The 25,263-nt window shown below is 72.3% G+C and carries 21 protein-coding genes and 2 tRNA genes; 14 read left to right on the top strand and 9 right to left on the bottom strand.

Annotation, left to right across the window (positions count from 1 at the left end; genetic code table 11):
• Positions 1-57: 57 nt before the first annotated feature.
• From argG to fabF, 7 genes are all read left to right on the top strand, one after another.
• Positions 58-1,482: an argininosuccinate synthase gene (argG, locus tag ABD979_RS07700; RefSeq protein WP_345506872.1), complete on the top strand. Its 1,425-nt coding sequence runs from the start codon at positions 58-60 to the stop codon at positions 1,480-1,482.
• A gap of 48 nt (positions 1,483-1,530) precedes the next feature.
• The gene (locus tag ABD979_RS07695; RefSeq protein ID WP_345506871.1) at positions 1,531-1,995 is read left to right on the top strand and encodes an SRPBCC family protein; all 465 of its coding nucleotides are present in this window, start codon (positions 1,531-1,533) and stop codon (positions 1,993-1,995) included.
• A gap of 84 nt (positions 1,996-2,079) precedes the next feature.
• Positions 2,080-3,339, top strand: coding sequence for a PucR family transcriptional regulator (locus tag ABD979_RS07690; RefSeq protein WP_345506870.1), 1,260 nt, complete (start codon positions 2,080-2,082; stop codon positions 3,337-3,339).
• 46 nt (positions 3,340-3,385) lie between these two features.
• Positions 3,386-4,318 (top strand): ACP S-malonyltransferase, encoded by a 933-nt coding sequence (locus ABD979_RS07685; protein WP_345506869.1) that lies wholly within the window; start codon positions 3,386-3,388, stop codon positions 4,316-4,318.
• Between the two features lie 80 nt (positions 4,319-4,398).
• Positions 4,399-5,454: a beta-ketoacyl-ACP synthase III gene (locus ABD979_RS07680; protein WP_345506868.1), complete on the top strand. Its 1,056-nt coding sequence runs from the start codon at positions 4,399-4,401 to the stop codon at positions 5,452-5,454.
• A gap of 94 nt (positions 5,455-5,548) precedes the next feature.
• Positions 5,549-5,797 carry an acyl carrier protein gene (locus ABD979_RS07675; RefSeq protein WP_020145270.1) on the top strand — a complete coding sequence of 83 codons (249 nt, stop codon included), beginning with the start codon at positions 5,549-5,551 and terminating at the stop codon, positions 5,795-5,797.
• Positions 5,798-5,930: 133 nt separating this feature from the next.
• Positions 5,931-7,181 (top strand): beta-ketoacyl-ACP synthase II, encoded by a 1,251-nt coding sequence (gene fabF, locus ABD979_RS07670; RefSeq protein WP_345506867.1) that lies wholly within the window; start codon positions 5,931-5,933, stop codon positions 7,179-7,181.
• 169 nt (positions 7,182-7,350) lie between these two features.
• Here fabF and ABD979_RS07665 read toward each other — a convergent pair whose 3' ends face one another.
• The 3 genes from ABD979_RS07665 to ABD979_RS07655 form a co-directional block, all read right to left on the bottom strand.
• On the bottom strand, positions 7,351-8,559 hold the full coding sequence (locus ABD979_RS07665) for an RtcB family protein (RefSeq protein WP_345506866.1): 1,209 nt from the start codon (positions 8,557-8,559) through the stop codon (positions 7,351-7,353).
• Between the two features lie 625 nt (positions 8,560-9,184).
• Entirely contained in the window at positions 9,185-9,700 is a 516-nt protein-coding gene (locus ABD979_RS07660) for a DUF3145 domain-containing protein (RefSeq protein WP_345506865.1), read from the bottom strand.
• A gap of 199 nt (positions 9,701-9,899) precedes the next feature.
• Entirely contained in the window at positions 9,900-10,241 is a 342-nt protein-coding gene (locus ABD979_RS07655; RefSeq protein WP_345506864.1) for a bifunctional 3-phenylpropionate/cinnamic acid dioxygenase ferredoxin subunit, read from the bottom strand.
• 127 nt (positions 10,242-10,368) lie between these two features.
• On the opposite strand from ABD979_RS07655, the gene ABD979_RS07650 reads away from it, so the two are divergent.
• A tRNA-Ile gene (locus ABD979_RS07650) sits at positions 10,369-10,445 on the top strand.
• 64 nt (positions 10,446-10,509) lie between these two features.
• Here the strand turns inward: ABD979_RS07650 and ABD979_RS07645 are convergent.
• On the bottom strand, positions 10,510-11,712 hold the full coding sequence (locus ABD979_RS07645) for an outer membrane protein assembly factor BamB family protein (RefSeq protein WP_345506863.1): 1,203 nt from the start codon (positions 11,710-11,712) through the stop codon (positions 10,510-10,512).
• A gap of 238 nt (positions 11,713-11,950) precedes the next feature.
• On the opposite strand from ABD979_RS07645, the gene ABD979_RS07640 reads away from it, so the two are divergent.
• A complete protein-coding gene (locus tag ABD979_RS07640; protein ID WP_345506862.1) occupies positions 11,951-13,480 on the top strand; it encodes an FAD-binding oxidoreductase in 1,530 nt (509 codons plus the stop codon).
• A gap of 84 nt (positions 13,481-13,564) precedes the next feature.
• Here the strand turns inward: ABD979_RS07640 and ABD979_RS07635 are convergent, their stop codons facing one another.
• On the bottom strand, positions 13,565-15,574 hold the full coding sequence (locus ABD979_RS07635; protein WP_345506861.1) for a hypothetical protein: 2,010 nt from the start codon (positions 15,572-15,574) through the stop codon (positions 13,565-13,567).
• A 772-nt stretch (positions 15,575-16,346) separates the two neighbouring features.
• Here ABD979_RS07635 and ABD979_RS07630 point away from each other — a divergent pair.
• From ABD979_RS07630 to ABD979_RS07610, 5 genes are all read left to right on the top strand, one after another.
• The gene (locus tag ABD979_RS07630) at positions 16,347-17,759 is read left to right on the top strand and encodes a M23 family metallopeptidase (protein ID WP_345506860.1); all 1,413 of its coding nucleotides are present in this window, start codon (positions 16,347-16,349) and stop codon (positions 17,757-17,759) included.
• 153 nt (positions 17,760-17,912) lie between these two features.
• Positions 17,913-18,641: an amino acid ABC transporter ATP-binding protein gene (locus tag ABD979_RS07625; RefSeq protein WP_345506919.1), complete on the top strand. Its 729-nt coding sequence runs from the start codon at positions 17,913-17,915 to the stop codon at positions 18,639-18,641.
• 78 nt (positions 18,642-18,719) lie between these two features.
• On the top strand, positions 18,720-19,553 hold the full coding sequence (locus ABD979_RS07620; protein WP_345506859.1) for a glutamate ABC transporter substrate-binding protein: 834 nt from the start codon (positions 18,720-18,722) through the stop codon (positions 19,551-19,553).
• A gap of 71 nt (positions 19,554-19,624) precedes the next feature.
• Entirely contained in the window at positions 19,625-20,290 is a 666-nt protein-coding gene (locus ABD979_RS07615; protein ID WP_345506858.1) for an amino acid ABC transporter permease, read from the top strand.
• Positions 20,287-21,204: an amino acid ABC transporter permease gene (locus ABD979_RS07610; RefSeq protein WP_345506857.1), complete on the top strand. Its 918-nt coding sequence runs from the start codon at positions 20,287-20,289 to the stop codon at positions 21,202-21,204. The genes ABD979_RS07615 and ABD979_RS07610 overlap by 4 nt, the downstream gene beginning before the upstream one ends.
• A gap of 58 nt (positions 21,205-21,262) precedes the next feature.
• Here the strand turns inward: ABD979_RS07610 and ABD979_RS07605 are convergent.
• From ABD979_RS07605 to ABD979_RS07590, 4 genes are all read right to left on the bottom strand, one after another.
• Positions 21,263-21,338, bottom strand: a tRNA-Asn gene (locus tag ABD979_RS07605).
• Between the two features lie 94 nt (positions 21,339-21,432).
• The gene (locus ABD979_RS07600) at positions 21,433-21,951 is read right to left on the bottom strand and encodes a hypothetical protein (protein WP_345506856.1); all 519 of its coding nucleotides are present in this window, start codon (positions 21,949-21,951) and stop codon (positions 21,433-21,435) included.
• Positions 21,951-23,885: a DNA primase gene (gene dnaG, locus ABD979_RS07595; RefSeq protein WP_345506855.1), complete on the bottom strand. Its 1,935-nt coding sequence runs from the start codon at positions 23,883-23,885 to the stop codon at positions 21,951-21,953. The genes ABD979_RS07600 and dnaG overlap by 1 nt, the downstream gene beginning before the upstream one ends.
• 49 nt (positions 23,886-23,934) lie before the next feature.
• Entirely contained in the window at positions 23,935-25,164 is a 1,230-nt protein-coding gene (locus ABD979_RS07590) for a deoxyguanosinetriphosphate triphosphohydrolase (RefSeq protein WP_345506854.1), read from the bottom strand.
• Positions 25,165-25,263 lie beyond the last annotated feature (99 nt).

The following is a 25,263-nucleotide window of genomic DNA, read 5'->3' as shown; positions in this document are numbered from 1 at the left end:
GGCGGCGCGGCCCGGGCGATTGGATAGGTATGCGCTGGTGTGCATATACTTGCATCCATGTCCAAGGTCCTCACGTCGCTCCCCGTTGGTGAACGTGTCGGCATCGCCTTCTCCGGCGGTCTCGACACCTCGGTCGCAGTTGCCTGGATGCGAGAGAAGGGCGCCGTGCCCTGCACCTACACGGCCGACCTCGGGCAGTACGACGAGCCCGACATCGAGTCGGTGCCGGGTCGCGCGGGCCAGTACGGCGCCGACATCTCGCGTCTCGTCGACTGCAAGAGCGCGCTCGTCGAGGAGGGCCTGTCGGCCATCGCCTGCGGCGCGTTCCACATCCGCAGCGGCGGCAAGACGTACTTCAACACGACTCCCCTCGGCCGCGTCGTCACCGGCACCCTGCTCGTGCGCGCCATGCAGGAGGACGGCGTCTCGATCTGGGGCGACGGCTCCACCTTCAAGGGCAACGACATCGAGCGGTTCTACCGCTACGGCCTGCTCGCGAACCCGCACCTGCGCATCTACAAGCCGTGGCTCGACGCCGACTTCGTCACCGAGCTCGGCGGCCGCCACGAGATGTCGGAGTGGCTGACCGCGCGCGACCTGCCCTACCGGGCGAGCGCCGAGAAGGCCTACTCGACCGACGCCAACATCTGGGGCGCGACGCACGAGGCCAAGACGCTCGAGTTCCTCGATGAGTCGATCGAGGTCGTCGAGCCGATCATGGGCGTCAAGTTCTGGGACCCGTCCCTGACCATCGAGACCGAGGACGTCACGGTGCGCTGGGAGCGCGGCCGTCCCGTCGCGATCAACGGCACCGAGTATGCCGACGCCGTGGCCCTCGTCGACGCCGCGAACCGCATCGGTGGCCGCCACGGCCTCGGCATGAGCGACCAGATCGAGAACCGCATCATCGAGGCGAAGTCGCGCGGCATCTACGAGGCGCCGGCCATGGCGCTGCTCCACATCACGTACGAGCGGCTCCTCAACGCGATCCACAACGAGGACACGATCGCCAACTACCACGCCGAGGGCCGCAAGCTCGGCCGCCTCCTCTACGAAGGCCGGTGGCTCGACCCGCAGTCGCTCATGGTGCGCGAGTCGCTCCAGCGCTGGGTCGCCTCCGCCGTCACCGGCGAGGTGACGATCCGCCTGCGCCGCGGCGACGACTGGTCCATCGTGGGCACCGCCGGCCCCGCCTTCAGCTACCACCCGGAGAAGCTCTCGATGGAGCGCACCGAGGACGCCGCCTTCGGGCCGGTCGACCGCATCGGCCAGCTGACGATGCGCAACCTCGACATCGCCGACTCGCGAGCCAAGCTCGAGCAGTACGCCGCCCAGGGCCTGCTCGGCGCGGACACCCACGAGCTCGTCGGCGAGCTCGCCCCCGGTGGGGCGGCCGCCATCTCGGCCAACCCGTCGGCGGCCGACGTCGACGACCAGGACGACGCCCTCGACCGCGCGGCCATGGAGTTCGGCACCGACTGAGCGAGGCCGGCCGAGGGGTCGCACGGCCCGATCGGGTAGGTGCCCTGCATGACCGAATCCCAGAAGATCACCGTCCAGCGGAGCATCGACGCCTCGGCCGCCGACATCTTCGACGTGCTGAGCAACCCCAAGCGGCACGTCGAGCTCGACGGCTCGGGCTTCGTGCGCTCCGACGAGAAGGCCGAGCGCATCCAGCAGGTCGGCGACGTGTTCCGCATGAACATGGCCGGCGACCACATGGGCGGCGAGTACCAGACCGACAACACCGTCTCGGGCTACTCGCACAACGCCCTGCTCGCCTGGAAGACCGCGCCCGCCGACACCCCGCCCCCCGGCTGGGAGTGGATGTGGGAGCTGACGCCGGAGGGCCCGAGCTCGACCCTCGTCTCGCTCACCTACGACTGGAGCCACGTCACCGACAAGGAGATCCTCCAGAAGGTGAGCTTCCCGCTCGTCGAGAAGAGCCAGCTCGAGGACAGCCTCGGCAACCTCGCGTCGGCCGTCTCCGGCTGAGCCGGACCGCCTGACCACGCACGCGGCCGCCGACTTTGTGAACGGCATACAAAGTCGGCGGTCGCGTGCGCCTAGGCTGGGCTCGTGAGCGACGCAGCCCGGCAGCACCCGAGCGAGGCGACCTCACGCGCCGTCGAGCGCAGCGCCGGCGACCTGGCGACGCTGGCGTCGCAGCGCATGGAGGAGAAGCTGCGGTGGTACCGCGACCTCTCCGCCGAGGAGCGCTCGCAGGTCGGCCTCGTCGCGCAGGCCGGCATCTCGCAGTTCATCGCATGGTTCCACCACCAGGAGAGCCACTCCCCCTCGGCCATCTCGATCTTCGGCAACGCCCCGCAGGAGCTGACGCGCTCGGTGAGCCTGCGCCAGACCCTCGACCTCGTGCGCACCGTCGTCGACGTCGTCGAGTCCCGCGTCGAGAGCCTCGCCGGGCCGGGCGACGAGCAGCTCCTCCGCGAGTCGGTGCTCCGCTTCTCGCGCGAGATCGCCTTCGCCGCCGCGGAGGTGTATGCCGGGGCCGCCGAGGCCCGCGGCGCCTGGGACGCCCGGCTCGAGGCCCTCGTCGTCGACGCCGTGCTGCGTGGGGAGGCCGACGACTCGATGCAGTCCCGGGCGAGCGCTCTCGGCTGGGGCGACGTCGCCGACGTCACCTTCGTCGTCGGCAGCACCCCGACCACGGCGCGGGCCGGCGCGGTGCCGGCCGTCGACGACCTGCGCCGCTCCGTGCGCCAGCACGGGGTGGAGGCCCTCGCGATCGTGCAGCGCTCGCGCCTCATCGCCATCCTCGGCGGCACGCGGGCGGCCGTCGAGGTCGTCGAGGAGGTCGCCGGCTGCTTCGGCCCGGGCCCGGTCGTCGTCGGCCCGACCGTGCCGCACCTCTTCGCGGCCGGCCGGTCGGCGCGGGCCGCCCTGAGCGGGCTCTCGGCCGCGGCGGCCTGGCCGGACGCGCCCCGCGTGCTCGAGTCGGACGCCGTGCTGCCCGAGCGTGCCCTCGCCGGCGACTCCCCCGCGCGCCGCGTGCTCGTCGACCGCATCCACCGACCGCTCTCCGCGCCCGGCCACGCCTCCCTCCTCGAGACGGCGACCGCCTACCTCGAGCTGGGTGGGTCGCTCGAGGCGTCCGCGCGGGCCCTGTTCGTCCACCCCAACACCGTGCGCTACCGCCTCGGGCGCATCGCCGACGTCACGGGCTACGACCTGACGACGCCCCGCGAGGCGTGGGCCGTGCGCATCGCGCTCGCGCTCGGCCGGCTGGCTGAGGCGCCGGGCTCGCGCCCGGCCTCGCGCGCGACCGCGAGCCCGGCGCAATTGGAGGAAACCTCCAAGGTATCGTCTGCGACTTCGTGACATTCGGTGGCGGGGTCCCCGTCGGTAACCGGGAAAGGTGGGGACCGTGCTAGCGATCGTGTGCCCTGGACAGGGCTCCCAGACCCCCGGCTTCCTCGCCCCGTGGCTCGAGCTCGACGGCGTGCGCGAGCAGCTCACGGCCCTCGGCCTCGCAGCCGGGCACGACCTGGTCGCCCACGGCACCGAGTCCGACGCCGACACCATCAAGGACACCGCCGTCGCGCAGCCGCTCATCGTCGCGGCCGGGCTCGTCACCGCGTCGGCGCTCTTCCCCGAGCGCAGCGCGCTGTCGGCGACCAACGCCGTCCTCGCGGGGCACTCCGTCGGCGAGCTGACGGCGACCGCCCTCGCCGGCGTCCTCACCGACGACGAGGCGATCGCGCTCGTGGCGACCCGCGGCCGGGCCATGGCCGAGGCGAGCGCCGTGACCCCCACCGGCATGGCCGCCGTGCTCGGTGGCGCCCCCGACGAGGTGCTCGCCACCCTCGAGACCCACGGCCTCACCCCGGCCAACATCAACGGCGCCGGCCAGGTCGTGGCCGCCGGCACCCTGGAGCAGGTCGAGGCGCTGCGCGAGAACCCGCCCGCCAAGGCCCGCGTCATCCCCCTGCAGGTCGCCGGCGCGTTCCACACCCGGCACATGGCACCGGCCGTCGACGCCATGGGCGAGGCCGCCGCGCGGCTGACCCCGTCCGCGCCAGCCCTGCGGCTGCTCTCGAACGCCGACGGCTCCACCGTGGCCGACGGGGCCGACGCCCTGGCCCGCCTGGTCCGCCAGGTGAGCAACCCGGTGCGCTGGGACCGCTGCATGGAGACGATGACGGAGCTCGGCGTGACCGCCCTCGTCGAGCTCGCACCGGCGGGCACGCTCGTCGGCCTCGCCAAGCGGGCCATGCGCGGCGTCGAGACGCTCGCCGTCAAGACGCCCGACGACCTCGACGCCGCCCGCGCCCTCGTCGAGAACCACTCCAGCTCCTGACCGGTCGTCGCCGCCCGTGGCAGCCGCCGCCACCCCGGCGTGACCCCGTCCCACCCACCCCTGACCCCGAGAAGGCCCCCGTGACCGCACCCAGCGCCTCCGCCCCGACGCCCAAGGGCACCGGCACCCTCGTCGACAGCGGCGCCGCCCGCCACTCCCGCATCCTCGGGGTGGGCGCGTACCGCCCCGCGCGGGTCGTCATGAACTCCGAGATCGTCGACAAGATCGACTCGAGCGACGAGTGGATCCGCGAGCGCTCCGGCATCATCAGCCGGCACTTCGCCGCCGACGACGAGAGCGTCATCGACATGGCCGAGGCCGCCTCGCGCCAGGCCCTCGAGCACGCCGGCATCGCGCCCGAGCAGATCGGCTTCGTCCTCGTCGCCACGGTGACCCACCCCTACCAGACCCCCGCCGCCGCGCCGGAGCTCGCCTCTCGGCTCGGCTCGACGGCCCCGGCCCTCGACATCTCGGCCGCCTGCGCCGGCTACTGCTACGGCGTGGCGATGGCGAGCGACATGGTCAAGGGCGGCTCGGCCGACTACGTGCTCGTCGTCGGCGTCGAGAAGCTGAGCGACTTCACCGACCCCTACGACCGCGGCAGCGCCTTCATCTTCGGCGACGGCGCGGGCGCCTGCGTCGTCGGCCCGAGCGACACCCCCGGGATCGGCCCCACGGTCTGGGGCTCGGACGGCACGCAGCGCGACGCCATCACCCAGAAGCAGGCCTGGACCGACGTGCGCGAGTCGTGGCAGACGGCGCAGGCCGACAAGAACGTCTGGCCCGCGATCGGCATGGCCGGTCAGACGGTGTTCCGCTGGGCGGTCTGGGGAATGGCCCCCGTCGCGCAGCAGGCCATCGACAAGGCGGGCATCAAGGCCGACGACCTCGACGCCTTCATCCCGCACCAGGCCAACATCCGGATCATCGACGCCATGGTCAAGCAGCTCAAGCTGCCCGCCGACATCCCGGTCGCCCGCGACATCGTCACGACGGCCAACACCTCGGCCGCCTCGATCCCGATCGCGACGACGCGCATGCTCGCCGAGAAGGAGATCCCGAGCGGCGGGCTCGCCCTGCAGATCGGCTTCGGCGCCGGGCTCGTCTACGCCGCGCAGGTCGTCGTGCTGCCCTGAGCGGCGGCGACCTCCACCACTCCCGCCGGTCCCGACGGGTCATTCGGGCCACGGAACGACATCCAGCACCGCCCACAACACAAGGAGCAGACAGATGGCTCAGTCCGAGCAGGAGATCCTCGAGGGTCTTGCCGAGATCGTCAACGAGGAGACCGGCCTCGACACCGCGTCCGTCGAGATGGACAAGTCCTTCACCGAGGACCTCGACATCGACTCCCTCTCGATGATGACGATCGTCGTCAACGCCGAGGAGAAGTTCGGCGTGCGCATCCCGGACAGCGAGGTCAAGAACCTCAAGACCGTCCGCGACGCCGTCACGTTCATCGCCGGCGCGCAGTCCTGATCCTGTCGGTCGGCGCCCGGGACCACCGGGCGCCGACCGCGCGGGCCGCACCCGGCGCCGCACGACCGCACCGCACCGCACGACCGCACCCCCTGCACGACTCACCACTTCCGACTCAGAGGAGCACGTCACCATGACGTCCAATCGCGACCGACGCGTCGTGGTCACCGGTCTCGGCGCCACGACGCCCCTGGGCGGCACGGCCCCGGAGACGTGGGACGCCCTGCTCGCCGGCCGGTCCGGCGCCCGCCCGATGGACTTCGACTGGGTCGAGAAGTACGAGCTCCCGGTCACCTTCGCCGCCACGATCGCCGTCCCGCCGATCGACGTGCTCGCCAAGGTCGAGACGCGCCGTCTCGACCCGTCGAGCCAGTACGCCCTCATCGCCGCCCGCGAGGCCTGGGCCGACGCCGGCGCCCCCGAGATGGACCCGGAGCGGCTCGGCGCCGCCATCGGCTCCGGCATCGGCGGCGTCTGGACGCTGCTCGACCAGTGGGACAACCTGCGCGAGAAGGGCCCGCGCCGGGTCTACCCCCTCGCCGTCCCGATGCTCATGCCGAACGGCCCCGCGGCCGCGGTCTCGCTCGACCTCGGGGCCCGCGCCGGTGCCCACACGACGGTCAGCGCGTGCGCGTCCGGCGCCGAGAGCATGGGCTACGCCATCGACATGATCCGCACGGGCCGCGCCGACGTCGTCGTCGCCGGCGGCACCGAGGCCGCGGTCCACGCCCTGCCGATCGCCGGCTTCGCCGCGATGCAGGCGCTCTCGACCCGCAACGACGACCCGGAGCGGGCCTCGCGGCCCTACGACACGGGCCGCGACGGCTTCGTGCTCGGCGAGGGCGCCGCCGTCATCGTCCTCGAGTCCGAGGAGCACGCCCGCGCCCGCGGTGCACGCATCTACGCCGAGCTCGCGAGCGTCGGCATGTCGGCCGACGCCCACCACATCACGGCACCGGAGCCGAACGGCTCGGGCGCGTCCCGCGCGATGAGGTATGCCGTCGAGCGGGCCGACCTGTCCCTGACCGACATCATCCACATCAACGCGCACGCCACCTCGACCCCGGTCGGCGACGTCGCGGAGTACAACGCGATCAAGCGCGCCTTCGGCGACCACGTCGACGACATGTCCGTCACGGCGACGAAGTCGATGACCGGGCACCTGCTCGGTGCGGCCGGCGCGCTCGAGGCCGTCATCACGATCCAGTCGGTCTACAACCGGCTCGTGCCGGCCACGATCAACCTCGACGACCAGGACCCCGAGATCCCGCTCAACGTCGTCACCGGGGAGCACCAGAAGCTGCCCGACGGCGACATCGCGGCCCTGAACAACTCGTTCGGCTTCGGCGGCCACAACGTCGCGCTCGCGATCCGCAGCGTCTGAGCCGCCGCCATCCGCCCGCGCCGGGCGGTGCCGACCGCTGCTCGACCACGCGCTACGTCACTGACCCGCTTTTCGGGTCAGTGACGTAGCGCGTTGCGCCGGCACCCACCGCCGGTAGTGCCCCGCTCGCTGCGTCAGTGACCCGTTCCGCGGGTCACTGACGCAGCGGTCAGCCCTTGACGCAGAGCAGCGTGCTCAGGCGGGCGACGACCGCGACGAGCGGGTCCGGGCCCCCGGCCTGCGCCGCGATGACCGACTCGAGGTCCTTGTACGCCGAGGGGATCTCGTCGATCACCCCCGCGTCCTTGCGGCACTCGATGCCGGCCGTCTGGGCCCGCAGGTCCTCGACCGTGAACTGCCGCTTTGCCGCGTTCCGCGACATCCGGCGTCCGGCGCCGTGGCTCGCGGAGTTGAACGACGCCTCGTTGCCCAGTCCCCGCACGACGTACGAGCCCGTCCCCATCGACCCCGGGATCAGGCCGAGGTCGCCGGCGCCGGCCCGGATCGCGCCCTTGCGCGTCACGACGACGTCGACCCCGCCGTAGGTCTCCTCGGACACGTAGTTGTGGTGGCACCGCACCGGCTCGTCGAAGACGACGTGCGGGAAGTGCCGTGCCACGACCTCGCGCGTCGTCGCCATCATCACCTCACGGTTGAGCAGCGCGTACTCCTGCGCCCAGTAGAGGTCGTGCAGGTAGGCCGCCATCTCGTCCGTGCCCGCCAGGAACACCGCGAGGTCACGGTCGGGCAGCCCGAGGTTGTGCTCGAGCGTCTTGGCCGTGGCGATGTGGCGCTCGGCCAGCTCCTTGCCGATGTTGCGCGAGCCGGAGTGCAGCATGAGCCAGAGGTGGCCGTCGTCCGCCTCGCACACCTCCCAGAAATGGTTGCCAGATCCGAGCGACCCGCACTGCGCCAGGGCACGGCCCCGACGGTCGGCGATGCGCGGCGCCCGAAGGTCGCCGAAGCCGGACATGAGCCGGTCGACCCGGCCGGCCAGGCCCACGTCACGGGCCAGCACGGGTGCCGAGCCGTCGTGCGCGCTCCAGCCGACGGGCAGGACCGACTCCACGGCCGACCGGAGCGGGCCGAGGTCGTCGGGCAGGTCGTCCGCGGTGAGGTTCGTGCGGACCCCCGTCATGCCGCAGCCGATGTCGACGCCGACGGCCGCGGGCGACACCGCGTCGCGCATCGCGATGACGGAGCCGACCGTGGCGCCCTTGCCGAGGTGGACGTCGGGCATGACGCGCAGGCCGTGCACCCACGGCAGCCTGCTGATGGAGCGCAGCTGCTCGAGCGCCGCCGGCTCGATGTCGGCGGGGTCGGCCCACAGCAGCGTGGACGCCTCCGCACCGGGCAGCGGCACCGGGAAGGTGGACATGGGTTTCAGCCTTTCGTGGACCGGACGGTCGTCCGGTGGGTCATGGGTCAACGGTGGGTCAGTGGCGGCCGCCGCGCGCTCGGCGTCGGCGACCGTCGCCGGCCAGGAGAGCTCGGGGTCGTGGCCGGTGCACGCGGGCTTCGCTCGTGCCGCAGGAGTGGGGAGCCCGGTCGCCTGGTGCTCCGGACCGACACGCGGTGCGGCAGGGTCTCGTCGGTGCACGAGAAGAGCCGCCCGTGGGGGTCATCCCGGGGGCGGCTCGACGGACGGAGCCAGGCGGCTCGTGGCGTCAGTGAGATCGCGGCACGGGACGGTGCGGGATGCTGCGCGGGTTGCAGCGCTCGCCGGGGAACAGGCAGGGCGCACCGACGGCATACCGTTCGTGCTGCTTCTCCGGAAGGAGTGCCGGTGCCATCTCAGGTCCTCGGGTCTCGGGTGGTCACGTCGTGCGGCGCGCAGACTGCGCGCCGGCTCGATGATCGCAGGGCACCATGCGCCCTGCCAGCGAATATCGCGGACGTGGCAGGGGCGGCATACGTCCTCGGGCTGGCGGGCAGGACGAGGGCCCGGGAGCACGAACCGCCCGGGCCCTCGCCACGTCCGGTGCCCGCGGGCGGGCGGACGGTCAGCCGGTCTGGTGCAGCCAGCGCACGGGTGCGCCGTCGCCGGCGTAGCGGAACGGCTCGAGCTCCTCGTCCCACGGGATGCCGAGGAGCAGGTCGATCTCCTCGTGCAGGGCGACGACGTCGCCGCGGGTGCGCAGGATCGCCTCGCGCAGCCGGTCCTCCTGCACGACCGCGTCACCGGACGCCGACGTCATGGCGTGGTGGATGCCGAGGCGGGGCGTGTAGGACCAGCGGGCGCCGTCGCAGCCGGGCGACGGGTCCTCGGTCACCTCGTAGCGCAGGCCGTCCCAGCCGCGCAGGGCGCTGGCGAGCTCCGCGCCCGTGCCGGGGGCGCCCGCCCAGGCCAGCTCGGTGCGCACGGTCCGGGGCGCGGCCGGCTGCGGGATCCAGTCGAGGCTCACGGGCTGGTCGAGGACGGCCTCGATCGCCCACGTGATGTGCGGGCACAGCGCGGCCGGGGTCCCGTGGACGAACAGGACCCCCCGTGTCGTGGTGCGCGGCATGGCGGCAGCCATCCGAACCTCCTGGAGTTGCAGGGACGTCTTCCCCAACGCCTGCGTCTCCGAGCGAGGATCCGGTCGTGCTGTCGTGTTCCCGGCTCACGGCCGAGCGTGCTCGGCCGTGAGCACCTGCCCATTGTGCACCATGCGACACAGGCGCACCAGCAGTCCCGATGACCGATTTACGCCACTTTCGTCAATTCGCTCCAGGTCGTCAGGAGCCGGCAGGCACGCCCGGGTGGAGGTAGACCTCGCCGTCGCGGACCTCGACGCGGTGGGTGGCCACCGGCTGGGTCGCCGGCAGGCACATCGGCTTGCCGTCCGCGAGGCAGAACCGCGTGGCGTGCAGGGGGCACTCGACCTCGCCGGCCTCGATCCAGCCGTCGGCGAGGGAGGCGTCCTCGTGCGAGCACATGTCGTCGAGGGCGTAGTACGTGCCGTCGTCATCGCGGAAGAGCGAGATCGCCTCGGCGGTGCCGGTCAGCGCGGTGTCGAGCACGAGCGCCTCCCCCGTCTCGACGTCCTCGACTGCCGCCACGCGGATGCCGTCACTCATGCTGGTCGATTCCTCACGTGCCCGGGGTGGTTGGTCACGCCGAGCCTAGAGGCACGTCACCGATCGGCCGACACCGCTCGCTAGACTCCACCCCGACCACGCCGGGCCCCGGGCCTCGCCTGGTCACGGGGCAGTAGCTCAGCCGGTCAGAGCAGCGGACTCATAATCCGTCGGTCCAGGGTTCAAGCCCCTGCTGCCCCACCACACCGGGACCCCGCCCGGACGCGTGCTCCGGACCCCGCTCGGCGCTCCCCGGGCGACGGGGCCCTCAGGGCGTCAGGGCGTAGACGTCCACGGCGCGCCGCGTCACGTTGACGAGCCGGCCGCCCGCCACCTCGACGGCACCGTCCGCGAGGTAGCCGTAGGGGCTGAGGAAGTCGGAGTCCGCTCCCGGCACCGGTCGACCGGTGGCGGCGACGAGGGGCGCCTCGCCGGGCGTCACGTAGGCGAGGTCCGCGGCGAGCACGGCGGCCGTCGGGGCCACGCTGCGCGCCGAGGTCCACACCCGCGCCCCGGTGGCGCGGTTCAGCGCACAGACGTTCGTCGCGCCGCAGCCGACGATCAGGCGCACGGGGCCCGCCGCGAGCAGCGGGCCCGACTCCGTCGAGGTCCACCGGACCGCCCCGGTGGGAGAGAGCGCGGTGATCCGGCCCGCCGGGTTGCGGGCGTAGACGTTGGGGCTCACCGTGCCGCTCGGGTCCGCGCGGAGGAACGACCACCCGGCCGGCTTGCTCCAGCTCGTCGCGCCGCGCCGGGCGAACGACAGGGCACCGCACGTCGTGAGGATGTTGTCGTCGGAGGCGAAGAGGCCCGCGTCCGGGCCGAAGCCCGACGACACGCAGCCGCTCCGCACCCACCGCTGCGCGCCGGTCGTCAGGTCGTAGGCGACGACCGACGGCACTCCGGAGATGTCGTCGTTGTCGGAGACGACGGTGCTGCCCGAGACGACCATGCTGCGGTTGTAGCCACCCCGCTGGACGGACCACACCGTGGCTCCGGTGGCCGCGTCGAGGCCGACGAGACGCAGACCGGGGTCGCTCTGTGAGAGACAGCCTCCGCTGCCCTGGACGACGACCCGCGAGCCGCTGACGGCGAGGTCGGTCGCCTGGAACCCCGTCGTCCCGCCGAGGTCGGCGCCCCGCCAGAGCTGCTGCCCGGTCGCCAGGTCGGTCGCCACGACCCGCCGTCCGTCGAAGACGTAGAGACGGCTCGCGGTGGCGACCGCCGCGTGCGGGTGGGCACGGCCACAGACGGAGTAGTCGGGCAGCCGCCCGACGGAGTAGCGCACCGCGAGCCCGGCCACGGTCGCCGCCGTGATCGTCGTCTCCGCGTTGTTGCGGTTGCTGTGTGCCGCGTCGCCCTGGGGCTGGCTCCACGACGAGGTCGACACCGCCCCGGTCGCCTCGCTCGAGCTCAGCACCCCCAGGCACACGATCGACAGCGCCGCCGTGGTCAGACCCAGTCGTCTCATCGAGGACCCCCTCGTCGTCCCGGAGCTCCCAGCGTGGCACCGCTCGGGCCCGGCCATCAGCCGAACGTCGAACCAGCCCGGTCAAAGCCGGACAAAGCCGGGCGCCAGGGGAATTCACGTTCCAGATGGCCCACTGCTGCGCCCCCGATCGACGTCGCCGACCCCTAGCGTCGAGGGATCAGGGTCGATGGATCGTCCGCCGGTCGAGGCGGACCTCACCAGGGGGCGGGGTACGGCGATGGAGTCTGTCTCGAGGCGTGACGTCTCACGCAGGGCGGTGCTGCGGGGCGCGGGTGGGGCGGCCGCCCTGCTCGCGGGAGGAGCGGTGGCGAGCGCCGGCGCGGGGTCAGCCGTCGCGGCGCCGGCGTGGAGCACGCTGCAGCAGCGGATGAGCGGCCAGGTGCTCGTCCAGGGCGCGACCGGCTACACCGCCGTCGCGCACGGCTACAACCCGCGGTTCGACACCGTCTGGCCCTCGGCCGTGGCGCGCTGCGTCTCGACGGCCGACGTCTCCGCCGCCGTCGCCTTCGCGCGGAGCAACGCGCTGCCGTTCACGATCCGCTCGGGCGGCCACGCCCTCACCGGCTGGTCGACCGGCACCGGCCTCGTCATCGACACGACCCTCATCTCGGCGATGACGGTCGACCCGGCCACGGCCACCGCGACCGTCGGCGCGGGGGCGCGGCTCATCGACGTCTACCAGAAGGTGGCCTCGGCCGGCCTCGCCCTGCCCGGTGGCACGTGCGGCAGCGTCGGCATCGCCGGCCTCGCGCTCGGCGGCGGCATCGGCGCCCTGACCCGGCCGTGGGGACTGACCTGCGACCAGCTGACGGGCGCGACGATCGTCTTCGCGGACGCCTCCGTCAAGCAGGTCTCGGCGAGCCACTGGCCGGGCCTCTTCTGGGCCCTGCGCGGCGGTGGCGGTGGCTCCTTCGGCGTCGTCACCTCGCTCACCTTCCGGCTCCGCCCGGCGCCGACGTTCCAGGTGTGGTCGATGCCCTACGACATGTCGGCCGCGCCGGCCGTCGTCGCCGGCTACCAGACCTTCATGGCGACCGCCGACAGCCGGCTGCACGGCGAGCTGTCGTTCCGCGCCACGCCCTCGACCGGCAAGACGTCGCTGACGGTGACCGGGACGTGGATCGGCAGCGCCGCGGCGCTGACGGCCCAGCTCGACGCGCTCGTCGCGGCCATCGGCGTGCGGCCGAACGCGCGCACCGTCAGCAGCCAGGGCTACCTCGCCGCGATGCTCCAGGAGGCCGAGTGCTCCTCGTACGCGAGCTGCCACCTGCCACCGCAGGGCACGATCCCGCGCGTCCCCTCGGCCGGCGCGTCGACGATGGTCTACGCGCCGCTCTCCCCCGCCGCGGTCACGACCCTCGTCGACCGGGTCAGGGCCGGCCTGGCCGTGCCGAAGGCGACGTGGACGGGGTGCACCGTCGTGGCCCTCGGTGGCGCCGTGCGATCGACGACGACGGCAGACTCGGCCTTCGGCCACCGCGACGCCCGGCTCATGCTGCACTACCTCGCCCGGTGGAGCCCGTCGACGCCCACGCTCGACCCGACGCCGTTCGACGGCTACGTGCGCGGCTTCCGGGCCGCGATGGCACCCTTCTGCGGCACCGGCGCCTACGTCAACTACCTCGACATCTCGATCGCCGACCACGGCGCCGCCTACTGGCCCGGCACCTACGCGCGACTGCGCACCGTCAAGGCGACCGTCGACCCCGGCAACCTCTTCCGCTTCCCCCAGTCCGTGCGGCCGTGACGGGTCCCTGACCCCGCGCCGCACGACCGAGGGGCGTATGCCGGGTGGCGCGCCCCCGGCATACGCCCTCGGCGGGAGCGGGGCTCAGCCGGCCAGCAGGAAGAGCGACCGCGCGGCCCACGAGACCCGGTCGACCGTCGGCCCGCTGATGCGCACCGGCACGCCCGTCACCGTCGCGCCGTTCCAGCCGACGCGGTAGAGCGAGCTGTCGACCGTGGAGGTGTAGTACAGGTTGGCACCGGCGACGAGCAGGCCGCGGCTCGAGCGGAAGTCGACGGAGCTCGGCACCGTGAAGACGCGCTCGTCGACGATCCCGCTGTCGGGCGAGAACCAGCGCCAGCGCAGCGTCGGGTCACCCGTGATCGTGTAGAACAGCCGGCCGCCCGTGTAGAACATGCCGCTGAGGTTGGGCAGCTGCCCGTAGAGGGTCGGCAGGTTGCCGTCGAAGGTGCCGTTCAGGTGGTTGTCGACGGTCGCCCACCGCGGGTCGTGGTACGGGTCGATCCGGGTCTCGGCGCCCCAGACGCCCTGCACGAGCGGGCGGGAGTAGAGGTAGCCGTCCGTCTTGGCGTAGAACACCTTCGAGCCGACCATGAAGGCGCCGCGGGTGCCCGACCACGCGACCCCGCCGTTGCCGACGGGCACGGGCTGCGAGCTGACCCCGGTCGACGTCAGCCCGACGCTCGACAGCGCGTCGGAGGTCGCGCCGGCGACCGAGCCACCGAGGAGCACGGTGCCCGGGAGGGTGCCCACGGTCGTCGAGGCGAGGGTGCTGCCCCCGGCATACGGGAAGAGCACGATCTTCTTGCGCACGTAGGTGAAGTTGCCGACGTAGTCGGTGTTGGAGCCGAGCCACAGTCCCTCGCTCGTCGCGAGGATGGCGTAGACCGCCTTGCCCGGAGGGTTGCGTCCCGGGTTCCACTGCAGCGGACGGCCGCTCACGGGGTCGAGTGCGACGAGACCGGGGCGCGGCACCGCGCCCGGGCCGGCGAAGTCACGTCCGTAGGGGTTGTTGCCCCACCGCTGGTGGCCACCGACGAAGACGGCGGCCTCGGTGATCTCGACGGCCCACATCGTGTCGCCGCCGGTCTCGGCCACCCACGTCGGCTGCAGGTCGGCGCCCACGGCATACGTCTCGAAGCGGGCGGCGGCGTCGCAGAGCGTGTCGCGGACGCCTCCTCCGGTCGCGCCGATGACGAAGTAGGAGCCGCCGGGAGAGAAGGAGACTCCGCGCACGTAGGAGTCGAACGAGTTGCTGAAGCACAGCGGGTTGTAGCGCAGCGTGTTCCAGTCCGGCGTCACGACGGCCGCGGCCGCGCCGAGGGTGATGAGCGCGACCTGGTCGCGCGGCAGGCCGTCCGCCGTGCGGAAGTTGCCGATGACGACGAGGCGGTCGCCCGCCGGGCTGACATCGAGGTTCCACGGGCCGACCGCGCCCTGCGCGCCGGTGCCGGAGTTGTTGTGGTGGCCCGCGAACTGCACGCGCAGGTAGGTCTGGTCCACCGCTCCGGTGGTCGCGCTCAGCGCGGCGATCCCCGCGTGCGCCTGGCCGCCCACCGTCGAGAAGTCGCCGACGACGACGAGCCGCGATCCGACCCTGACCATGTCCTTGACGCGGCCGAAGCTCGAGAACGCGGGGGCCGTGAAGCCGGGCACGACGGTGTTCGTCGAGAGGTCGACGAGGGCGACGTTGCGCCGGGCCACGCCGCCGACCGTCGTGAACGCTCCGCCGATGTAGGCCGTCGTGGCCGTCGGGCCCGGCACGACGGACGAGACCTCACCGTTGACCGCCAGCGAGAGGCCGGTGAGCGCGCCGGTGCTCGCGGAGAAGGCCGCGAGGCGCGAACGAGCCACCCCGTTGACCGTGGTGAAGTTGCCGCCGATGACCATCGTGCTGCCGACCTTCGCGATGGCCCGCACGTCACCGTCACCGACGGCCGGCGTGGCCGCGGACGGCACGGCACTCACCATCGAGGAGCTCGACGGTGCCGGGGCCGGTGGTTGGACCGCCGAGGCGGTCGGCGCGGCCAGCACCGCGATGCCGAGGACGACCGAGCCGAGGCCCGCTGTCGTGACGTGCCAGATCCTGCGCATTGCACCCACCCCATCCTGACCGGATAGCCGAACTGTAGGTCGGCGGACCGACGGGCGACCGACCTTCGGCAAAACCCGGATGCGGGGGCGGGGTGGGAGTCACCGTCTCCCCCGGCGACACCCACCCCGTCCAGCTCGCACGACCGGGTCCCCCGACCCGACCGGCCAGGCCTTGCGGCCCGACCCCCGGGTCCCCCGACCCGGTGTGCGCTCCCGACTGCAACCCCCACGGCCGTGTCGGTAACCCCTCCCCCTGAACCACAGCCTGCACTGCGGACTGCAGGATCCGGGGTCGTGAACCACCTCCGTTTCCGCAAGATTTGCGCAAGTTGTCGATGGAAACCGTCGACAAGCGGTCACCTGCCGATCAAGGGGGACGAGAGTCGCCCGGGTTCTCGAGGTCGATCCGTGCTCACCGGGCGGCCTTGGTCGCCACACCCGTCACAGTCGTCATATCGAGGCCCATGAGCCTCTGGAACCACAGGGGTCACAGGTCCGTCGGCGGGCGCGGCTCGCCGGGCCGACGATCGAGCCACCAACTCGGTGCGAACCGGCCCGTCGCGGGCGGGCCCGACCTAAGGTGGGAGTCGACCGGCGTGCCGGGCCGACCAGCCCGGTCGCTCCCGGCCGCGCGGCGCCCGCGAGAGCGGCGACGACCAGGCCCCTCCGACGGGAGGGCGCCTCAGACGACACGAAGCAGTGGCAAGGCAGGGGGTGGCAGACGGTGCGAACACCGGCACAGCGCACGGGTCCGCTCGTCGTCCACGTCAGGATGAGCGGGCGACTGGTCCCGTTCGCCCTCATGCTGCTCGTCTTCGCCCTGCTGCCGTTCCTCGGCGGCAGCTCGCCGCAGTCGCCCGGGGCCACCGTCGTCCTCGCCGCAGCGGCCCCGAGCGAGGTCGACGACGCCGTCGCCGTCGTCGAGCAGGCCCGCACCGAGCTGTCGACGACCGTCACCGCCGCCTCGACGGCTGCGGCGGCTCCTGCGCTCTCGGCCTTCTCGGACGCCCTCGGCGGCGGCCTGTTCATGTTCCCGGCCATCAGCCTCGTGCCGCAGACCGCCGAGGCCCTCGCCGCGCCGATCAGCGGCGCACCGTTCTTCGTCCACCCCGTGCCGGGCGGCGAGACCTCGCCCTTCGGCCCCCGGATCCACCCGCTGCTGGGCCGGCCGATGTTCCACACCGGCCTCGACCTCGCCGCGAGCTGCGGGACGCCGATCCGCGCCGCCGCCGCCGGCACGGTCGTCTACGCCCGCACGTCCGACTCGTGGGGCAACCGCACGATCATCCAGCACAGCCCGACCCTCAAGACCGCGTACGGACACCAGTCCCGCTTCCTCGTCACCGAGGGGCAGACGGTCACGCAGGGCCAGGTCATCGGGCTCGTCGGCACGACCGGCTGGTCGACGGGCTGCCACCTGCACTTCGACGTGATCATCGACGACCGCTACGTCGACCCGGCCCCCTACCTCGGCTTCGCGCCGTCGTCGCTGGGCTCGGTGCCCTACGGCGCCGTGCCCCACCTCGTCATCGAGCCGGGCGGCACCGTGGTGCAGACGGTCAAGGACGGCGACGTGCCGATCCCCGACCCGAGCGACACCGGCGGCACGGGCGGCACGCCCACGCACACACCGAGCCAGACCCCGACCGCCACGTCGACGCACACGCCCTCGTCGAGCCCGACGAGCACGACGCCCACCACGACGGCCCCGACCACGACGGCTCCGACCACGACGGCTCCCACCACCTCCGCGCCGACCACGACGGCTCCCACCACGACGGCTCCCACCACGTCCGCGCCGACCACCTCGGTGCCCACGACGACGGCTCCCCCGACGTCCGGACCGACGACCTCGGGCCCGACGAGCACGACGCCCACCACGACGGCGCCGACGACCACCGGGCCCACCACGACCGATCCGACGACCTCGGCACCGAGCTCGTCGGCACCGACCAGCTCGGCACCCTCCAGCTCGGCGCCGTCGAGCCAGGACCCCACGACGTCCACCTCGACCACGACCGCCGGCACCACGCATCCGTCGTCGGAGAGCCCGTCGGAGTCGGCGACGTCAGCCCTGAGCACCACGGCCGCCGAGGTGCTCGCGTCCGCGACGCAGAGCGCGCTCGCCACCGAGTCGGCCACACAGGCGGCCGGGCCGACCACCTCTGCCCTCGAACGGCCCTGACCGCCGGTCCTCACGATTCGGGCACGCTTCGCGCCCGGGCGGCGCGGGATGGGTGCTCCCCACCTCCGGAGCCGATAGGTTGCCCGGATGGACGACGTGAACACCGATCCGCCGGTGGAGAGCACTGCTGACCACGACGTGTCTCGCGACCCGATGGTCGTCATCGAGGGCGTCAACAAGCACTTCGGCGACCTGCACGTGCTGCGCGACATCAACCTGACCGTCGGAAAGGGTGAGGTCGTCGTGGTCCTCGGCCCCTCCGGCTCGGGCAAGTCGACGCTGTGCCGCGCCATCAACCGCCTCGAGACCATCGAGTCCGGCACCATCTCCATCGACGGCAAGGCGCTGCCCGAGGAGGGCAAGCCACTCGCGCAGCTGCGCGCCGACGTGGGCATGGTCTTCCAGTCCTTCAACCTCTTCGCGCACAAGACGATCCGCGAGAACGTGACGCTCGGGCCGATCAAGGTGCGCAAGAAGTCGAAGTCGGATGCCGACAAGCAGGCCGCCGACCTGCTCAAGCGCGTCGGCGTCGAGGCGCAGGCCGAGAAGTACCCGGCCCAGCTCTCGGGCGGCCAGCAGCAGCGCGTGGCCATCGCCCGCTCGCTCGCCATGGGCCCCAAGGTCATGCTGTTCGACGAGCCGACGTCGGCGCTCGACCCCGAGATGGTCAACGAGGTGCTCGACGTCATGGTCGGCCTCGCCAAGGAGGGCATGACGATGATCGTCGTCACCCACGAGATGGGCTTTGCGCGCAAGGCCGCCGACCGGGTCGTCTTCATGGCCGACGGCCAGATCGTCGAGGTCGGCACGCCCCAGGAGTTCTTCACGAACCCGACGAGCGATCGCGCCAAGGACTTCCTCGGCAAGATCCTCACCCACTGAACCAGCAGCATCTGCACCAGCCGCACAGGCAGCGGCGCACACCACGTGCGCCGAGCAACCACCCAGGGAGGAACCCAGATGAACGCACGACGACTCGGAGCGGCCGCCGCGGCGGCGACGCTCGCGCTCACGCTCGCCGCCTGCGGATCGAGCGACGGAGGGAGCGGTGACTCCAGCGGCGGCAAGGGGCTCAAGATCGGCATCAAGTTCGACCAGCCCGGCCTCGGCCTCAAGAAGGGCAGCGAGTTCACCGGCATGGACGTCGACGTGGCCAAGTACGTCGCCAAGGCTCTCGGCACCGCCGAGGGTGACATCACCTGGGTGCAGGCGCCGAGCGCCCAGCGCGAGACGCTCATCTCGACCGGGCAGGTCGACATGGTCGTCGCGACCTACTCGATCACCGACGCCCGCAAGGAGAAGATCAGCTTCGCCGGGCCGTACTTCATCGCCGGTCAGGACCTCCTCGTGCGCGCGGACGACAGCTCCATCACCGGGCCCGACTCGCTCGCGGGCAAGAAGCTCTGCTCGGTGACGGGCTCGACGTCCGCACAGAACGTCAAGGAGAAGGTCCCGGGCGTCAACCTCCAGGAGTTCGGCACGTACTCCGAGTGCGTGGCGGCACTGGCCTCCGGCGCCATCGACGCGCTGACGACCGACGACACGATCCTCGCCGGCTACGCCGCGCAGGACCAGTACAAGGGCAAGCTCAAGGTCGTCGGCAAGCCGTTCTCCACGGAGAACTACGGCATCGGCATCAAGAAGGGTGACACGGCCATGTGCCAGAAGATCACCGACGCCATCAAGACGATGATCTCCGACGGCTCCTGGCAGAAGGCCGTCGACAGCAACCTGGGGCCGGCCGGCTACAAGCCCGGCGCGGACAACCCGCCCACCCCGGCCTCCTGCTCCTGACGCACGACGACGGGCGCGGGATGCCGGCACGGCCACGCATCCCGCGCCCGACTCACCACGAGAGGTGATGGATGGGCGACATCCTCAGCAAGTACGACATCCTCGGCGCCTTCTGGGTCACGATCCAGCTCTCGGTGCTCTCCGCCCTCGGGGCGCTGGTCCTCGGCACCGTCATCGCGGTGCTCCGGGTCTCCCCCGTGCGGGTCCTGCGCCTGCTCGGTGCGTCGTACGTCAACGTCTTCCGCAACACCCCCCTGACGCTCCTGATGGTCTTCAGCATCCTCGGGCTGTCCTTCATCCTCGGGATCACCCTCTCGCAGGACCTGTCCCGAAACGCGTACCTCTGGGCCGTCGTCGCGCTGTCCGTCTACCACGCAGCGTTCGTGTGTGAAGCCCTGCGCAGCGGCGTCAACACGGTCCCGACGGGCCAGGCCGAGGCTGCCCGCGCGATCGGGCTGACCTTCGGGCAGTCGCTCCGTGAGGTGCTGCTGCCGCAGGCCTTCCGGGGCGCTGTGGCGCCGCTCGGCTCGGTGCTCATCGCCCTCATCAAGAACACGACGGTCGCCGCGGTCATCCTCGGCACCTCGGAGGCCGCCGGCCTGCTCGCGCAGATCACCGAGAACGAGGGCGCGAGCCTGCCGACCTTCTTCCTCTTCGCGGTCGGCTTCGTCATCCTCACCCTGCCCCTGGGCATCCTGACCACGAACCTCTCCCAGCGCCTGGCGGTGAAGCGATGAGCTCCGAGATCGTCCTGTTCGACGCCCCGGGCCCCAAGGCCCGTCGGCGACACGCCGTCCTGACCGGCGTGGGCATCGTGCTGGCGCTGGCCCTGGTGTGGCTCGTCGTGCGCAAGATGGGTGACGCAGCACAGCTCGAGGGCTACATGTGGGCGCCGTTCGTCAACGACCCCGACGTCTGGACGCAGTACCTCCTGCCCGGCCTGTGGGGAACCGTCAAGGCCGCGGCGCTGTCCGTCGTGTTCGCGGGCGTCTTCGGCATCGTGCTCGGCCTCGGCCGGCTGTCGTCGAACCGATGGATCAGCATCCCTTCCGGCGTCGTCGTCGAGTTCTTCCGCTCGGTGCCGGTGCTCATCATGATGGTCTTCGCCTACTTCGGCTACTTCGCCACGAGCAACCTCGTCTCGGCCCAGACGGCGCCGCTCGCGGCCGTGGTGCTGGCGCTGACGCTCTACAACGGCTCGGTCATCGCCGAGCTCGTGCGCTCCGGTGTCTTCAGCCTCCCGAAGGGCCAGAGCGAGGCAGGTCTCTCGATCGGCCTGTCGCCGGGGCAGACACTGCGCTCGATCCAGTTGCCACAAGCCCTGACCGCCATGCTGCCCGCCCTCGTCGGTCAGCTCGTCGTCGTACTGAAGGACAGTGCGCTCGGTGTCGTCATCACGTACCCCGAGCTGCTCAACGCCGCCAAGACGCTGGGGTCCGCGTACGCCAACACCGTGCCGGCCTACCTCGTGGCTGCGGTGATCTTCATCGTCATCAACTACCTGCTGACCCGACTCGCCCGCGCGGTCGAAGGATGGCTCAAGCGACGTGGTGGCTCCCACAGCCCTGCCGGGGCCCCGGACGCGGAGACCACCGACCTCGAGGTGGGCGCGGGGGTGGGCATCGGGCCGGGTGCCGTCGCCCGACGCTGATCCGGAGGACGAACGAGAAGGGCCCCGACACCACTGGTGTCGGGGCCCTTCTCGTCGTTGGCTCCCCCGATTGGACTCGAACCAATAACCTGCCGGTTAACAGCCGGCTGCTCTGCCAATTGAGCTACAGGGGAATGCTGCTGCGCAACCATAGCAAAGCATCCGCGCGGTCGAGAAATCGGGTGCGACCTGCCGAAAACACCCCGTGCGACGGCACCGGCGAGAGCCTCAGAGACCCACCTCGGAGCGCAGCCGGGCGAGGCGCTCGGCCGCCTCCCGCGCCACGTCCGGGTCGCTGACGTCGGCGCCCTTGCCGGGCACGATCTGCTCGAGCAGTGCGCCCGTCGCGAGGTCCTGGCGGATGACGACGCGGACCGTGCGCCGACCCGCGGTGCGGAACTCGTCGGCGAGCACGACGCTGGCCTGCAGGCGCTCGCGCAGGGCCTGCTGGAGCAGCGAGGGCTCCGTGACCTGCCAGCGCGCCGGGGCGCCCCGGTCGACCCACGTGACGGTCAGCGTGGACGTCTCCCCCGCCCACGTGCCGGTCTCGGCCTCGTGCCAGGGCCGGCTCCAGGCGAGCTCGTCGTCGGGCCCGACAAAGACCAGGTCGTGCGTCGTGGCGACGACGTGGCCACCCGTCCGCTCGTCACGCGCCCACGCGAGCACGGACGCCCCGCCGACGAGGGGCACGGCGGCCCGCACCGGTGCGGGCAGCGCCGGCCGGCGCCGCCGTTCGAAGAGTGCCATCAGCCCATCCCTGCCTTGATCGCCGCGAGCTCGCGCTGGAGCGTCTGCAGCTGGATGCCGAGCTCGCGCGTGCGCTCGGGCGACGGCTCCTCGGCGTGGTCGAGCCGGCGCATCTCGCTCATCGAGTCGGCGATCTGCCGGGTCAGCGCGATGGTGCGCACCCGGTCGAAGAGCTCGTCGACGTAGCGCGAGGTGGGCAGGCCGGTGTTGGGGTCCATCCGCGTCGGCAGCGTGTCGACGGCCAGCTCGCTGACGAGGCCGGCGACCGGGCTGGGGGCGGCCTCGGTGACGGCCGACGTCCAGACCCGCACGTTGCCCTTGTCGGTGCTGTGGTGCGCGATGCGGATGCCGTCGAAGACCGCGCGGTGCGCGGGCGCCGAGAAGGCGTCGGGCGTCAGCAGGTCGATGGCTCCCGGCTTGAAGACCGCCGGGAACTGCAGGAGCACCTGGAGCAGCTGCCGCTCCGCGTGCACGACGGGGTCGCGCCGGTCGGGCACCGGCATCCCCATCGCCTCGGCGGGCGATCCGACGGGCTCGGCGTCGTCGCGGCCCCCGCCCCGCGCGCCCGCCCGGTCGGCGCGCGCGTCGTCGTCGACCTTGAGCTTGCCGGCCCGCGACACCTCGGTCGCCACCTGCTCGACGTCGAGCCCGAGCATGCCCGAGACCTCACGGGTGTACTCGGGCCGCAGCGACTGGTCGCGGATGGCGGCGATGATGGGGGCCACCGCGCGCACGGCCTGGATGCGGCCCTCCGCGGTGCCCACGTCGAAGCGCTTGATCGTCGTGCGGACGGCGAACTCGAACATCGGGACGGCGTCCTCGATGAGCGCCTGCACGGCCGGGTCCCCCCCGGCCTGGCGCAGCTCGCACGGGTCCTTGCCCGACTTCTCGACGGCGACGAACGACTGCGAGGTCCACTTCTCGTCGTCGGCGAAGGCCCGCATGGCCGCCTTCTGCCCGGCGGCGTCGCCGTCGAAGGTGAAGATCACCTTGGCGGGGGCGAGCCCGGCCTCGTCGCGCATGAGCCGGCGCAGTGTCTTGATGTGCTCGGCGCCGAAGGCCGTGCCGCACGTCGCCACCGCGGTGTCGACCCCGGCCAGGTGGCAGGCCATGACGTCGGTGTAGCCCTCGACGACGACGGCCTGGCGGCCCTGCGAGATCTTCTTCTTGGCGAGGTCGAGGCCGTAGAGCACCGTCGACTTCTTGTAGATCGGCGTCTCGGACGTGTTGAGGTACTTCGCCTCGATGCGGTCGTCGTCGAAGATCCGGCGCGCCCCGAAGCCGACCGTGTCACCGGTGATGTCGCGGATCGGCCACACGAGCCGCCCGCGGAACCGGTCGTAGAGCCCGCGCGCACCGCGACCGGCGAGCCCGCCGGTCACGAGCTCGTCGTCGCTGAAACCCTTGGCCCGCAGGTGGCGCACGAGGTCCTCCCCGCCGCGGGGCGCGAAGCCGATGCCGAACTGCTTGACGTGGCTGCTGTTGAAGTCGCGGGCGCGCAGGAAGTCGCGTCCGGCGCGCGCGGCCTGGCCGCCCAGCAGCTGCTCCGTGTAGAACTCCTCGGCGACGCGGTGGGCCTCGACGAGCCGGCTGCGCCGGCCGATGCCCTCCTCGCGGGGGCGGTCGCCGTTCTCGTAGCGCAGCTCCATGCCGAGCTTGCCGGCGAGCCGCTCGACGGCCTCGGAGAAGCTCAGGTGGTCGACCTTCTGCACGAAGGAGATGACGTCGCCGCCCTCCTGGCAGCCGAAGCAGTGCCAGGCGCCCACGGCGGGGCGGATGTTGAACGACGGCGTCTTCTCGTCGTGGAACGGGCAGAGGCCCTTGAGCGACCCCGGGCCCGCGGAGCGCAGGGTGACGTGCTCGCGCACGACGTCCTCGAGGGACGACCGCGCCTTGACCGCCGCGATGTCCTCGCTGTTGATCAGCCCCGCCATCTGCCTCCTGTCGCTGCCGTGATTCTAGGTCGTCGCCGGGAGGGTCGTGTCAGCGGCACCACCGGGTGTGGAGGGCGAGCGCCCGCACGTCGGTCAGGGAGGCCACCTGGTCGACGACGACGCGCAGCCGCTCCCCGTCGTCGGCAGCCGCGTCGTGGTCCGCGCGGAAGGCGACGTCAAGGCGCTCGTCGGGCGCTGCCGCGAACGCCTCGACGAGGGCGCGCACGACCTCGCGCTGCTGCGACATGACGGCGAGCCGCTCGTCGGTCGTCATGACGAAGTGGTTGGCGACCGCCTTGAGCACCGCGCACTCCGCCCGCGTCCCGTCGGGCACCACGAGGTCGGCACCGAAGCGGCACAGCGTGCCCGTGCCGTGCCGCTCGCGCGTGGCCTGCTCGACGACGAGCACGAAGTGCCCGATGAGCCGGCTCGTCATGTCCTTGAGCATCGCGAGGTCGCCCCGTGAGCCGTCGTATGCCGTCGGCACCGCCCCCGAGGCGAGCAGCCGTTCCAGCGCCGCACCGAGCGCGTCGGCGCCGAGGTCGGGGGCGTAGGTGCGACCGGCGACGTCGAGCACGGCGCCCAGGTCGCGCGAGTGCAGCACCCGCGGGTCGAGCCAGCCCGAGGCGATGGCGTCCTCGACGTCGTGCACCGAGTAGGCGACGTCGTCCGACCAGTCCATCACCTCGGCCTCGAGGCAGCGGACCCCCGGCTGCGCCCCGTCCCGGATCCAGTCGAAGACCGGTCGGTCGGAGGGGTAGACGCCGAACTTGCGCGTGCCGTCCGGCCCCTCGCCCCGCGCCCACGGGTACTTCGTCGACGCGTCGAGACTGGCCCGGGTCAGGTTGAGCCCGGCCGGGCGGCCGTCGGGGTGGGCCCGTTTGGCCTCGAGCCGGGTCAGCAGGCGCAGCGTCTGGGCGTTGCCCTCGAATCCTCCGATGTCCGAGGCGATCTCGTCGAGCACGGTCTCGCCGTTGTGGCCGAACGGCGGGTGGCCGAGGTCGTGCGCGAGGCAGGCGGTGTCGACGACGTCGGCGTCGCAGCCGAGGGCGGCGCCGAACTCCCGACCGATCTGCGCCACCTCGAGCGAGTGCGTGAGGCGGTTGCGCACGAAGTCGTCGTGCCCGGGCGCGAGCACCTGGGTCTTGGCCGCGAGCCGGCGCAGCGCCGACGAGTGCACGACCCGCGCCCGGTCGCGGGCGAAGTCGTCGCGGTCGGCACGTTTCTGGGCAGGGTCCTCCGCGACCCAGCGCTCCCGGTCCCGACCCTCGTAGCCCACACCGGAACTCTATGCGCCGGGGTGACGGCGACCACGGCGCCGCTCCAGGGCGCATACTGCAGGCATGGAGCCGTTCGGGCTTCCAACCTCAGGAGCGCG

The organism is Terrabacter aeriphilus, from assembly GCF_039542985.1.
Taxonomy (GTDB): Bacteria; Actinomycetota; Actinomycetes; order Actinomycetales; family Dermatophilaceae; genus Terrabacter; species Terrabacter aeriphilus.
Note: the sequence above shows the minus strand (reverse complement) of the source record. Positions and strands in the feature narration are given on the sequence as shown.